At 54.8% G+C, this 13,704-nt stretch carries 10 protein-coding genes; 2 read left to right on the top strand and 8 right to left on the bottom strand.

The genetic code is table 11. From position 1 onward, the window contains the following. Nucleotides 1–8: 8 nt before the first annotated feature. The 8 genes from CA832_RS11075 to CA832_RS11040 all read right to left on the bottom strand — a co-directional run bounded on the left by CA832_RS11075 (nt 9) and on the right by CA832_RS11040 (nt 11,866). Nucleotides 9–1,475 (bottom strand): RagB/SusD family nutrient uptake outer membrane protein, encoded by a 1,467-nt coding sequence (locus CA832_RS11075; RefSeq protein WP_088341678.1) that lies wholly within the window; start codon nt 1,473–1,475, stop codon nt 9–11. Nucleotides 1,476–1,480: 5 nt separating this feature from the next. Continuing rightward, nucleotides 1,481–4,504 (bottom strand): SusC/RagA family TonB-linked outer membrane protein, encoded by a 3,024-nt coding sequence (locus tag CA832_RS11070; protein WP_088341677.1) that lies wholly within the window; start codon nt 4,502–4,504, stop codon nt 1,481–1,483. Between the two features lie 255 nt (nt 4,505–4,759). Continuing rightward, on the bottom strand, nt 4,760–7,570 hold the full coding sequence (locus CA832_RS11065) for a helix-turn-helix and ligand-binding sensor domain-containing protein (protein WP_158211923.1): 2,811 nt from the start codon (nt 7,568–7,570) through the stop codon (nt 4,760–4,762). A gap of 59 nt (nt 7,571–7,629) precedes the next feature. Beyond that, nucleotides 7,630–7,905, bottom strand: coding sequence for an ATP-dependent Clp protease adaptor ClpS (locus CA832_RS11060; protein WP_088341675.1), 276 nt, complete (start codon nt 7,903–7,905; stop codon nt 7,630–7,632). Between the two features lie 130 nt (nt 7,906–8,035). After that, complete coding sequence (gene prmA / locus CA832_RS11055) at nt 8,036–8,869, bottom strand: 50S ribosomal protein L11 methyltransferase (protein WP_088341674.1); 834 nt, start codon at nt 8,867–8,869, stop codon at nt 8,036–8,038. Nucleotides 8,870–8,873: 4 nt separating this feature from the next. Beyond that, nucleotides 8,874–9,626 carry a triose-phosphate isomerase gene (gene tpiA, locus CA832_RS11050; RefSeq protein WP_088341673.1) on the bottom strand — a complete coding sequence of 251 codons (753 nt, stop codon included), beginning with the start codon at nt 9,624–9,626 and terminating at the stop codon, nt 8,874–8,876. 9 nt (nt 9,627–9,635) lie between these two features. Next, nucleotides 9,636–11,312 (bottom strand): BT_3928 family protein, encoded by a 1,677-nt coding sequence (locus tag CA832_RS11045; protein WP_088341672.1) that lies wholly within the window; start codon nt 11,310–11,312, stop codon nt 9,636–9,638. Next, complete coding sequence (locus CA832_RS11040) at nt 11,309–11,866, bottom strand: DUF1599 domain-containing protein (protein ID WP_088341671.1); 558 nt, start codon at nt 11,864–11,866, stop codon at nt 11,309–11,311. The genes CA832_RS11045 and CA832_RS11040 overlap by 4 nt, the downstream gene beginning before the upstream one ends. A gap of 99 nt (nt 11,867–11,965) precedes the next feature. Here CA832_RS11040 and folP point away from each other — a divergent pair, with 99 nt between their 5' ends. Further along, nucleotides 11,966–12,793, top strand: coding sequence for a dihydropteroate synthase (gene folP / locus CA832_RS11035; protein ID WP_088341670.1), 828 nt, complete (start codon nt 11,966–11,968; stop codon nt 12,791–12,793). 39 nt (nt 12,794–12,832) lie between these two features. Further along, nucleotides 12,833–13,621 (top strand): diadenylate cyclase, encoded by a 789-nt coding sequence (locus tag CA832_RS11030; protein ID WP_088341669.1) that lies wholly within the window; start codon nt 12,833–12,835, stop codon nt 13,619–13,621. Nucleotides 13,622–13,704: the final 83 nt, after the last annotated feature.

Raw genomic sequence — 13,704 nt, 5'->3', positions numbered from 1 at the left:
AATTTTTATTAATACCCGGGATTCTGCTCCCAGCGGTTGCCCGCTAATTCAATTTCTATAGATGGAATAGGAAATAATTCGTGTTTGCCGGACTGGAATCCGGGGATGTTGGCCGCAGCCCGCCCGGTGCGCACCAGGTCGAAGAACCGGTGTCCTTCGCCCATTAGTTCCACGCGCCGCTCCCGGTAGATGGCCTCGGTCAGGTCGCTACCCGTGGCGCTCAGATCCGACAGACCTGCGCGGTTGCGGACCTGGTTGAGATACCCCAGGGCGCGCGCATCGTCAATACCACCCCTGTTCAGGGCTTCGGCAGCAAGCAGCAGTACTTCGGCATAGCGGATGGCCCGGTAGTTGTTCGGGTTGGTCAGGTTGGCGTCCCCCGTGTTCAGGTCTCCCTGGCGGGCGATGTATTTCCGGTTGTAGTACCCGGTGTGTTCAAACCCTTCCACGTAGGATACCCCATCGTTGGCGGCTGCCCATGCCTCGATGTCGAGGATAGCTACATCCCGGCGAAGGTCGCCGTCCTCGAAGGCCGCATAGGCCTCGGCCGTTGGGACATTAAAACTAAAGCCCGATTCAAAAACAGGCCCGGAGTAATTCCGGATCCCGTTAAACCCGACGGCCACATTCCCTTCACTGCACTGGAGGCACCCGAAACCGGCACCTTCCACGTCTGTGTATTGCACTTCGAAAACCGATTCCACGGTGTTCTCGTTGTCATTCTCAAACAGGGTGGTGTAGTCAGTCACCAATTGGTGCGGGCCATTGTTGATCAGGTCTTCGAGGACCTGGGCGGCCGGCTGGAATTTTTCACGGTAGACCAGAACCTTACCCAGCAAGGCCTGGGCAGCACCCCGGGTAACCCGTCCGGTTTCGAATGCGGTGTACGGCAGGTTGGCTGCTGCATAGGTCAGGTCTGCCTCAATCTGGTCGTAGACCTCGCTTGCGGGTGTCCTCTCAACCACATCCTGGTCGCCGAACAATAGCCGCTGGTCTACTGCCAGCGGGACGTCGCCAAACCACTTTACCAATTCGAAATAATAGTAAGCCCTGAGGAAGGTGGCCTCGGCAAGGATGCGCTCTTTCCCGGGGAAATCCGTCTTGTCCCGGAATTCCAGGATGTAGTTGGCACGGTTAACCCCTGCAAACATCCAGCTCCAGATGGAGCGAAGCTGTTCATTGACCGGGGTGTGTACCATATCGTCTATTTCCTGTATCCCCGGTACGTCTGTGGCGCTTTCGCCCCCGGCCAGAGTGTTGTCGGAGGCAATTTCACCAAGCATGACGTTCAGGTAGGTGGATTGAAGCATGTCATAGGCCGAGATCAGTGCCTGCTCGTAGTCCTCTTCCGAATTGAAGAAGTTCTCGGAATCCTCATCGAAGGAATCCACATCCACGAAGTCGTCACTACAGGCGATCCAGAGGGTGGCCAACAGCAGGCCCAGAAGGGTCTTGAGGTGTTTTGATGCTACCATGGTTTTTAAAATTTGAAATTAACACCCAACAAATACGTCCGTGCCACAGGATAGAATCCCTGGTCTATACCGGCCCCAATGGGGGCACCGGAAGAGGCTACCGGATCATAGCCACGGTACTTGGTAAGGGTGAAAAGGTTGTTGACTGAAACGTAAAACCGCAATTTGTCTATCCCGAGGTCCTGGTTGAAGACATCGGAAAAGGTGTACCCAAGCTGGGCATTTTGCAGCCGGACAAAGGATCCGTCTTCCACAAAGAAATCGGAAAACAAAGTGTTGGAAGTAGCCCCGGTCGTGACCCGCGGGACCTCTGTACTGGTACCCGGGCCTGTCCAGCGGTCCAGGGTGTAGACCGAACGGTTCACCAGGGGTTGGTTCCGCTCGTAATTGCGGACAATTTCATTCCCGATGGAGGCAAAGGCATAGGCGGTAAAATCCCAATGTTTGTATCCCAGGCTGATATTGAGACCCATGGTGGCATCCGGGAAGGGATCCCCGATGTTCGTCCTGTCGTCCGTATCTATGACGCCATCCCCGTTGATGTCCACAAAGCGCAGGTCTCCGGGAGCCGCATTGGCTTGAGTGGCATGGGCATCCACTTCCTGCTGGGTCTGGAAAATCCCGTCGGTCTGAAGGCCGTAGAAATACCCCAGGGGGAAACCATCCTCCATTCGGGAAGGCGGGTCCTGACCTACCCCGAAAGAACCTCCGGGGATGAAACCAACACCATTGTTCACCGAGATGACTTCATTCTGAAGGAAGGTGACGTTGTAGTTGATGTTGGCGCTGAAGTCCGACATTGGGTCTGTCTGGTACCCAACTGCTAATTCAAGACCCTTATTCTCCACGGTACCGGCGTTCACAAAAGGAGGGCCGGAACCCGGGGCGGCAGCCCCCAGGATGCCGGAAACCGGAGGGGAAACCAACAGCCCTTCTGTGCGTTTCTGGAAATAATCCGTGGTTATGGTGATATGGTCGTCAAAAAGGCGCGCATCCAGACCGATGTCCAGGGTTTTTTGCTCCTCCCATTGGATTTCGGGGTTTGAAATGGCTCCGATGGCCTGGCCAAAGCGCAATTCATCGTTGAAAACATAAGCCCCTTCCCCGGAGAGGATAGAACGGAAAGCATCTGAAACCCCAATCCGGTCATTACCCACAATTCCGTAACTGGCCCGCAGCTTGAGGAAATCCAACCAGGAACTGTCATTCAGGAAATTCTCCTCGGTAACAATCCAGCCCAGAGAAGCAGAAGGAAAATACCCGAATTTATTTCTGGGGCCGAAAACAGTGGAGCCATCCCTCCTGAGTACTCCGGACAGGAGATACTTCCCGGCGTAGTCATACTGAAGGCGCACAAAATAGGATAGCAGGCGGGAATCGAATTTACCGGCCGTATTGATAAAGTTGTCTATGACGTCCGAGGCGTTTTCAATGGAGGCATTGGTAAAGTCATTTCCGGGAATGTCAAAGCCCGTACTCCCTGAAAACTGACCGCTGGTGCGGAAAACCGACATCCCCAGGGTAGCATTAAGACTGTGGTCTCCCCCAAGTTCCTTCGCGTATTTCAGGAAGGTGTCCCAGGTATAGTCCCTGAAGATATTCTTGCTTTCCACCACGAAATTCCGTTCCACGTTGAAAACCTTCCCGGAACCATAAAAGGCCGTGGGCGCAAAGAAAATACTGTTCACTTCCGCGTAGTTGAACTGGAAATTGGATTCCGCGGTAAGGCCCTCGAATAAGGTGTAGGCGGCCCCTATTTTACCGCTGATCCGGTCTACTGTGGTTTTATTGAAGGTGTTTTCAATCTGGGCAAGGGGGTTGATAACCTCGTTACCCAAACCTTCGGCCAGGGTGAAATTACCTGTGGCATCCCTGACGGCAAAGGTAGGCGCGTTGTTCAGGGCATTAAAAAGCACGCTTCCCAGGCTGTTTTCCGGGAGGGTCCTCCGGTTGGTCCGGGTGTACAAGACATTGGCGACCAGGTTCAGGTTTTCAAGGAGCTCCGTATTATAGTTGAACCGCAGGGTGGAACGGTTGAAGTTGGCCTTCGGACCGCCCACGATCCCGTCCTGGGTAAGGTAGGATGCCCCAAAGGAATAGGTCGATTTTTCACTTCCCCCGTTGGCGCTAAAGTTGTGGTTGAAAATCGGAGCGTTGCGGAATACTTCGTCCTGCCAGTCGGTACCGCTGCCCAGGCCGGAAAGGGTCGGATACGGGTTGGGACTGCCTCCGGCTGCAAAAGCCTCATTGGCAATAACAGCATATTCCGTGGCATTGAGTACCGGTATGCGTCGGGAGGTCTGTTGCATCCCGCCCCAGGCATCGTAACTGAACTTCAGGTCGGTATTGCGCCTTCCCGTTTTGGTGGTAATCAGGATAACCCCGTTGGCAGCCCGTACCCCATAAATACCGGCGGTGGCATCCTTCAGGATATTGATACTCTCAATATCGCCAGGGTTGATGACACTAAGGTCTTCTATGACGTTCCCATCCACAAGGATGAGCGGACGGTTGTCTCCGTTGGTGGAAATCCCCCGGATGCGGATATTTGAGCCGCTACCCGGCGACCCGGATTCCGAGGTGATCTGAACCCCGGCGACCTGCCCCTGAAGGGCCTGTTCGATCCGTGTCGGGTTTAGTTCCTCAATGGTCTCAGCACCTACCACGGACACGGCACCGGTGATCTCTTTCTTGGTCTGGGTACCATAACCGATAACCACTACCTCATCGAGGGCGCTGACATCCTCCTGCAGGGTTATGGTGATGCTCTCGGGCCCCCGAACCGTATATTCTTTCCTGAGATACCCGATGTACGAAAATTCCAGAACCTCCCCGACAGACAAATCGGAGAGCTGGAACGCTCCGTCGAAATCCGCAGACGTGCCGCGATTGGTTCCTTTAACAATAACATTTACCCCTGGCAGTGGCTCCGAGGTCATCGCGTCCAGAATGACCCCCTGGACCTGAATATCCTGTGCGTACAACCCGAGGGTTAGAAAACCGAAGATAAGGACTAACCTGTGTTTCATTTCCACGACATTTGATGGATGTCCCAATGTATACCTTGTATAGGTGAAAATCTAATTTGTTACCCCTACAAAAAACATACAGCCCCAAATTACAAGGGCCATATTTTGGTACTATAGCAGTGAAATAGCCCTGAAATTAAGGCATTCGCAATTCCAGGCAGATTTATAACATTTCATTAGGAAAGAAGCCACACCCACCTATGTTGTGGTAATGTTGTGGTAAATAGCAGGAAATATAAAGTTTACTTTTAACGCTTAAAGCTCCAGGATATAGTTGGTAAGGCTCTGGTCGTGTTCCAGATCCATCTTTTTGCGTAGCCTGTAACGTTTGACCTCAACACTTCGTACCGAAATGTTGAGCAGGGGCGCAATCTCCTTGGAGGACAGGTTAAGACGCAGATAGGCACATAACCGGAGATCATTTGGCGTAAGTTCCGGATGGCGGTGTTTAATATTCTTCAGAAAATCCTTGTCCGCATTATTGAAGGCAGCCTCAAAAAACTCCCAATCTTCCTCATTGTTGATATTGCGGTCTATGGTTCGGATAACCGACCTAATCTGGGCGGTATTCTCCGCCTTCTTAAGCTGCTCTTTCAGGGTGTTCAGGAATTCATTCTTCCTGATCAGGGACATGGTGGAAACGGCGAGTTCACGGTTCTTGCTTTCAATTTCCTGCCGCAGGTTTGCATTTCGCACCTCCACGAGTTTCTTCCTCGCCTTGAGTTTCTTCCTTTTCAGTTTTTTCCGGGCTTGGGATTGCAACTGGGCTTGTTGTTTGCGGTAGTAAGCCCGGTATCGAAGATGAATCAGAAAGGCCATCCCGGCTGCGGCTAAGGTGAACAGGGCAATGGCCCAATAGGTGAGGTACCAGGGCCTGGAAATGGAAAACCGGAAGGGTACAGCCCCATCGGATTCTGCTTCCCCGATGCGGGCCCTTACGTGGAAGGTGTAATCGCCGAAGGATAAATTATCGAAACGGACTTCGGACCGGGTACTCCAGGCACTCCAGTCCTCCTGTAAACCTTCCAGCCAATACTGATACTCCACCTCCCGGTATTTATCGTATTGGGGAACACCGTACTGGAACTCGAGATTATTCCGGGCAGATTGCAGGGTCCGAGGAGTTTCCATAAGTGGTAATCCCACGAGGGAATCCCGGTTCTTGCCGTAATGGAGGGCCTTGCTTATCTGAACCACAGGGCGCTCCTCCCGCAACCGGTCCGGGTTAAGGATGAGAAAACCATCGGACATGCCCAAGAGGTATTGCCCATTTTCCAGGGGAGCAATACACTCAAAACCCACCACGCCCAGGCGCCTGCGAAGGCCTTCGGGAATATGGATGGTACGTGTCTTCAGCCCTCCGCCCAGCGGCTCCGGCTCTACCTGGTATATGGTGCTATTGCCCATTGCCCAGATACGTTCTGCCCTTTCGTCAGGGAGCACCACCCCAATGGGGTTATCCACTCCGGAAAACAAACTGGTATTAAGCAAGGTGTCGGCTACAAACCCCCCATTATTGCCCACATACCGGAATACCCCGCTGCTATTGGCATAATAAACCTTTTGGCGAAAACGGAAAAGACTGGCACCAAAACCAAATGCCGGGGTTTGACTGCTATCGGTTACCCGCCTGAGGGCACTGTCGGTATCCAGGTCAAAGACCCCTTTGAATTCGTGGTTGACAATGATGTGGTTGGGGCCGGTGAATTCAAAAAAGCGGCTGGAGATCCCAAAACCTTCCAGGGTATTGCGAGACTCCCATCCCCTGTCACCCTTCTGTAACAGGCTCAACCCCTGGTAGCCCCCCTGCATCAGCAGGTCATCTTCTCCGGGGACCGGCTTTATCTCCCATGTACCAGGGGTTTCCGCTATTATCCTTGCCCCATTACCCTCTACCTGAAAGGTGCCTTTATGATGGCCCACAAGCAATATCCCGTCGTATTCCCTGAGGGCCCACACCTGCCCTTCAGTACCCGGAACAAGCCTGTAGGGTCCTCCCAGACCGGAAGCGGATTTAAAAAGCCCCTGGTTGGTACCCAGATATAACCTGCCGTCATATTCCTTTGCGGTATAGACCACCCCGAGTTTCCCTTCCCTGTCTATATATTCCCGGTAGGCGGAACCCCGGTTAATGACCCCTATGCCATTATCCAGGCCAAGCCAAATGTTCTGGTACCTGTCCTCAAATACCGCCAGGACCGTGTTGTTGTTTAATCCTTCAGCCTTTCCCATCTTGGCCATATACTCCCCCTCAGCATCCAGCAGGATAAGGCCTTGAGACAGGCTTCCAAGGGCAAGAACCCCGTCGTAAAGCTGGTGGGCGCTATACAGTTTTATCCCGGGAAAGGAAACCAAACCGGGCGGGGTCCAGGTCCGGATCCCATCCGGATACAGCAAATGAAAAGCACCATCCTCTCCTATAAGGGCAGGCATTCCCTTTACCTCTGCCATGGCAATAAACACTTGGTCTGCTATTTCCTGACCGGGAATAAGGACTTCCGGCTGCCCATTGCGCAGCCGCATCAGTCCTTCGTCCTCTTTTTTGTAATACAGCTCTCCCGCGTAGCCGAAGAGCTGGGCTCTGGATGCCTGGGCAGGGATAACAGTAATTTCTGTATGATCGGCCCGGAAGGCGTAAATGCGTTGTAAGGACTGGAACAGTACCCAGTCCCCCACGGAACGGATTTGCCAGATTTCCTCGTCCGGCAGCAACTGGTCCCGCAACCCGTCGCTCAGGGAGGTGTAGCGCCGCTGTCCGAAAGGGTCCATATCCCAGAACCCGAATTCCATATAACAGCCGGTGTACACCCGCTCCCCCAGGGCCAGGACAGACCGCAATGCGGAGCCGTTGGGAGAATTGTACAGGGTCCATCTGACGCCGTTGAACTCCAATAATCCCGCATTATTGGCAAAATACATCCACCCGGCATCGGTTTGCTGCACCCCCCAGTTCTGGTTGGCTGCCGCGTATTCCGAGGGTTCAAAACTGCGTATTGGGGGAAGGACCTGGGCATGTCCGAGGCCTATGCAAAAAAACAGGAAGAAACATATGGGTAATACGCGCATGTCAGAGGGCATGGGCATAAGCCTGGTTACTCGCGAACGGGCTCCGCCACGGAAGGCGTTCACACAATCTCCGCACTCAGGCCAGCTTGCAGCAGCCGGGTGCACCGGGGTTTCAAATCGCTGTACTCTCCCGTTTTTACGGTGCATTTACCGTTGTGGTGCACAATAAGGGAACATTGGTGGGCCTGCTCGGGCGTATGTTCGCAAACATCGATAAGGGTTTGGATCACGTGGTCGAAGGTGTTCACCTCGTCGTTGAACAATACAATCTCACTGAGGTTCTTCTCTTTTTCGTCGACCAGAAGGGTTTCCTGTAAGCGTTCCTTCCCACTCATAACCAAAGGTTTGTCACGAATATACAAAAATTAGGGGCCCAACGCCACCCGGGGCCTATATTTGCGGAACCCTCAGATTACCAGCGGTTTTACCATTAAATCCTCGGATCGCTACAGGGGAAAATACGAATCAGCCCTTGCGAAACACAGCCGCCACCCAGGCATCCCGCTCCTGATGTGCGATGTACGCCAACCCGAGTTCCCGGGCTGCCTGTTTCAGGTCATCCAGGTCTTCCCGGTAAAACCCGCTGAGCAGGAGCTCCCCCCCGGGCAGAAGGGCCTGGGCGTAGATAGGCAGGTCTTGCAGGAGGATGTTCTTGTTGATGTTGGCCAGGATCAAATCGTAGGTCTCCCCACCGATGGCCGAGGCATCCCCGAGTTCCACCCGGATATGGCCGACCCCGTTGCGGGCGGCATTTTCAATCCCGTTCTCACGGGCCCATGGATCTATATCTATGGCGCGAACTACCCGGGCGCCCATACGGGCCGCCAGGATAGCCAATACCCCGGTACCGGAACCCATATCCAGTACATCCTTTCCTTCCAGATCCCGCTCCAGCAGTCCCCTAAGCATAAGCCAGGTGGTTTGGTGGTGTCCTGTACCAAAACTCATCTTAGGGGCAATGACCAGGTCGAACGCCACCGGGGTTTCGGGCTCGGGGTGGAAGGGGGCGCGCACCAGGCATCGATCCCCCACGCGGATGGGCTCGTATTCGGACTCCCACCGGGCATTCCAGTTCTCCAGGGGGATTTCCTCCAGGGTAAAACGGGCTTCCCACAGGGGAGAGTCCAGGTAGGGAAGCTCCCGGAAGGCCGCCTCGTCGAAATCCGAAGCTTTAATGTAGGCTTTTAAGCCTGTTTCAGTCTCCTCAAAACTCTCGAAGCCCAGGTCCCCCAGGGCGGCAATAAAAATCTCGGAAGCCGGTTGCAGGGGTTCCAGGCTAAGGGTACAACACAGGTACATCCCCCTACCCGATTGCCGCTACAATGGCCGAAAAATCCTCTGCATTGAGGGATGCCCCCCCAATAAGGCCACCGTCCACATCGGGTTTGGAAAAGATCTCGGCGGCATTCCCGGGCTTCACGCTGCCCCCATACAAAATGGTCACGGCATCTGCCACTTCCGGGGTATAGGCATCGGCTACAATCTTGCGGATAAAGGCGTGCATTTCCTGGGCCTGTTCCGGGGAAGCGGTTTCCCCGGTCCCAATGGCCCAAACCGGTTCATACGCCAGGATGATCTGCCCCCAGGCCGTGTCCGGCAGGCCGAAGAGGGCGTTTTTCAATTGGGATGCCACTACCTCGAAATGCTTCCCGGCCTTGCGGTCCTCGAGCTCTTCCCCGAAACAGAAGATAACCTGCATACCCTTGGAGATGGCCTGCGCGGTTTTTTTCTCCAGCAGGGCATCGTCCTCGCCGAAATACGCGCGGCGCTCGGAGTGCCCGAGAATCACCGTTTGTATTCCGATATCGGCGAGCATGTCTGCAGAAATCTCTCCCGTATAGGCCCCGCTGTCCGCGAAATGCATGTTTTGGGCCACCACTTCTATAGCCGAACCGCCGAGTTGCTCCACAGCTCCCGTCAGATTCACAAAGGTGGGGGCCACCATTACTCCGGCCGAAGTAGCCGGCAGTTGCGCCTGCAACTCCTCCAGTAGCGCCCGGGTTTCGGAGGCCGTTTTATTCATTTTCCAGTTTCCGGCAACGATTTGCTTTCTCATGTCTGTGTGTTATTGTTGGTTCGCTTCTTCTTGGATCGCCTTGATTTCTTCTATGGTATAGGCCTTGTAGGTAAACTCCGCACCAAACAGGTCCCTGCCGTAGGTTTCCAGGTCACTGTCGAACCCAGCGGCTGCCCGCCAGGCATTTACTGAATCGGGGGACTCAATAGGCCAGATGATGTTGAGCTCCTTTGGGGACCCGATGTAGAACGACATTCCCTGGGTGCCATACCGCTGGGGGAGCCCGCGGTTCATCAGGGAGCGGTCCAGCATCATGGCGTACAGCCGGTACGGCAACTCCCCGGTCTCGGCAGCCTCCTGAATCTGGGGCAGGAAATCATCGATACGGGTAGAGTGCTGGATCACATACCAGGCAGCCTTGTTGGCCGGTTCCCCCACCACACTCTTGCCGGGGTATCCGGAATTCGAGATGAGGGAATCGATATAGATGATATTGGCGCTGTCTATCTGCATCTGCAACCTCCAGGTCTCCATGTCGGGCGCTGCCCGGTATTTCTGGTCCAGTTCCAGGATGCTGTCCAGGGCCTTTTTCAAGGGCATATCATAGCGCTGCTCGTCTGAAAGCTCTGGCAGCTGAATCTCCTCCAGATCATTGTAGTGGACCTTCTGGCGGATGGTCCCGGATTCCAGGCGGAGCACCCCGGGGTTAGACCTGACAATGGTCTTCAGGGTAGTCTGGTCGCTGAAATAAAACGGGAAATCAAGGCCATAGGCCTCTTTCAGTCCGGCTACCTGCTGGGGGGAGGAGGCAGACATCCCGATCACGGAATACCCGCGGGCCAGGGCCGTATCGGTAAGGGTTTTCAGGGCCTCAAAGGCCGGGAGGTGGGCTCGGTCCAGGTCGTAGGAGATCACCATCAGCAATTGCTTGCGCTTCAGGAGGGAAGCGGCATAATCGGTGCCCTCCCGCTCCAGGGTAAAATCGTGGATGGGCGGTTCATACCCGGCGCGGATCTCGCGGGTCTCGGCCACTTCGATAAATTCCCCGTCTACCGAAGGATACGAACCGTCTGTGGTAATGATGGTTTCCTGCCCATCGATGCGGAACTTCCAGTCGTACTCATAGACCGGTTTGGGGGCATCGTCCGGGATGCGCATGCCTTCCGGGATGCTGGCCCCGATTTTATAAGGCCTGAAATCGATCCAGGGCAGGTGGGCCAGGACGTGCTGGGCAAAAAGGACGCAAGCCACCAAAGAAGCTATAGTAGCCCCCAGCCGGAATGCCGGGCTCCCCAGGGGGGATAGCCATTTGCGGCCCCAGAGCAGGAACAGGATCAGCACCAGCAGGGCCACGTCCTTGTAGAAAGACTGCCAGGGAGTGAGCTTCAGGGCGTCTCCGAAACAGCCGCAATCGGTCACCTTCCCGGTTACAGCGGAATACAGGGTTAGGAAGGTAAAAAACACAATGGTGGCCAATAAGGTCCAAAGGGTAAGTTTTATCCGGTAGCCCAGCAGCAGGGTAACTCCCAGGATTACCTCCAGGACGACCACGAAAAGGGCAAGGGCAAGGGCATAGGGCTCCAGGAAGGGAAGGTCCAGGACCGGCGCGCTGAAATACTCCTCCAGCTTAAAGGAGAACCCCACCGGGTCGTTGAGTTTGATAAAGCCTGAAACGATAAAAAGGACCCCCACCAGGACCCTTGCAATCTGGACTGGGATTTTCATGAGGCTTGCTGTTTTTCCGCTTCCCCCATATGGATCAGGGCAAACACGGCATAATTGATCATATCCCGGTAGTTGGCATCTACCCCTTCACTGACTTCCGTACGGCCCTGGTTGTTTTCAATCTGCTTAACCCGGAGGAGTTTTTGCAGGATCAGGTCCGTAAGGGAACTGATGCGCATATCGCGCCAGGCCTCCCCGTAGTCGTGGTTCTTGTCTTCCATCAGGGATTTGGTGCGTGCCACTTCCACATCGTATAATTCCAAAGCCTCCCCGGCATCCAGGTCGGGCATTTCCACCACTCCTTTCTCCAATTGAATGAGGGCCATAAGGGAATAATTGATAATCCCTATAAACTCGGGCCGCTCCCCTTCTTCCACACGCCGCTGTCCGGATTGCTGCAGGCTCCGGATGCGCTGGGCCTTGATAAAAATCTGGTCGGTGAGGGAGGGCAGCCTCAGGATTCTCCAGGCCGCGCCGTAGTCGTTCATCTTGCGCCTGAACAGCTCGCGGCACTCCCCGATAACAAGGTCAAAGGCTTTCGAAGTGTCCTTCATGGGTTGTTGGAATTTGTGTAATTTCCCGCGGGTTTTCCCCTGTCAAAAGTAGGGTTTTCAACGGAGTTTTGCAGGGCAGCCACAAAAAACCACAAGCGCATGACCATTTGTTGCAAAGGGGAGCTTATAGACCTGACCCACCCCCGGGTAATGGGCATCCTGAACACCACCCCGGACTCCTTCTACGACGGGGGCCGGTATACCGGTACGGGCGCAGCCCTTACACAGGCCGGGGAGATGCTCAGGGCCGGGGCGGACTTCATCGACATAGGCGGATACAGTTCCCGCCCCGGCGCAGACGATATCCCGGAGGAAGTGGAGCGGCAACGGGTAGTGCCCGTCATAGAAGCCCTTACAAAGGAATATCCCGATATCCGCATCAGTGTGGATACCTTCCGCAGCGGGGTTGCCCGGGCGGCACTCGAAGCCGGGGCCTCCATGGTAAACGATATCAGTGCGGGGCTCCTGGACGAAAAGATGTTGCCCCTGGTGGCGGCATACCGGGTTCCGTATATCATGATGCACATGAGGGGAACGCCGCAGACCATGGCGACCCAGGTCCACTATGAGGACCTCGTTGGGGAAGTGCTCTACTATTTCTCCGAACGCCTGGCAGCCGCCCGGGCCCTTGGCATTGCCGACTGTCTGGCCGACCCCGGATTCGGCTTCGCCAAAACCCGGGAGCAGAATTTCCAGTTACTGGGTAACCTTCGGGACTTTGCGGAATTGGGCGTACCACTCCTGATAGGCCTTAGCCGAAAATCCATGATCTGGAAAACCCTGGGGACCAGCCCCGCCGAAGCCCTAAACGGGACCACGGCCCTCAATATGCTGGCCCTGGAGGCCGGGGCACACATCCTCCGGGTCCACGATGTTCGGGAGGCCTCGGAATGTATCCGCCTTTGGCGGGAAACAAGGGGGCGCTGATTCTTGTAATTTTTCTACTTTTACAGAAACCGGCGCAGCTTGGACTTTCTCAATTTTCTGGATTTTGGTGTTACGGACCTCATCGACATCCTGCTGGTCGCCATCCTGCTCTATTATTTTTACCGCCTGGTTCGCGGGACGGTAGCCATCAATATTTTCCTGGGGATCGTTTTTATCTGGGCCTTCTGGAAGTTTACCCAGCTTATGGATATGCGCATGACCAGCAGTATGCTGGGCGGGTTTATGCAGGTGGGGCTCATAGCCCTGATCATCGTCTTTCAACAGGAAATCCGCAAGTTCCTGCTGGTGATCGGCTCCACCAACTTCGCCAACAAGCGCCGCTTTATCCGCCATTTTAAATTCATCAAACAGGAAGGCATCAGCCTGGAACTCAACGTGGAGGCTGTGCTATTGGCCTGCCAGAATATGGGAAAGTCGGGTACAGGTGCTATCCTGGTCATGGAACGGGACACCTCCCTGGACTTCATCAAATCCAGCGGGGACCGCATGAACATCGAAGTAAACCAGCCCATCCTGGAGAGCATCTTTTTCAAAAACAGCCCCCTGCACGACGGGGCCGCCATCATCAAGGGCAACCAGGTGGTGGCCACCCGCGTTATTCTTCCGGTATCGCGGGAGCGATCCATCCCCCAGCGCTTCGGCCTCCGCCACCGGGCAGCCGTTGGTATTACCGAACGGAGCGATGCCCTTGCCCTTGTGGTAAGCGAGGAAACCGGGCTGATTTCCTATATCAAAAACGGCGAGTTCGTGCTTTTTAAAGACCTGGAGGAACTGGGCCGTATGATCCGAAAAGACTTGAGTCAATGAATTGCAAGAATTGCGCTACGGCATTGCGGTTGGAATACCGGTTTTGCCCTACATGCGGTGCCAAAACAGAGGTTCAGAGGATT

The sequence above is a fragment of the Robiginitalea sediminis genome, from assembly GCF_002198115.1.
GTDB lineage: Bacteria > Bacteroidota > Bacteroidia > Flavobacteriales > Flavobacteriaceae > Robiginitalea > Robiginitalea sediminis.
This window is presented reverse-complemented; position numbering and strand designations above follow the sequence as displayed.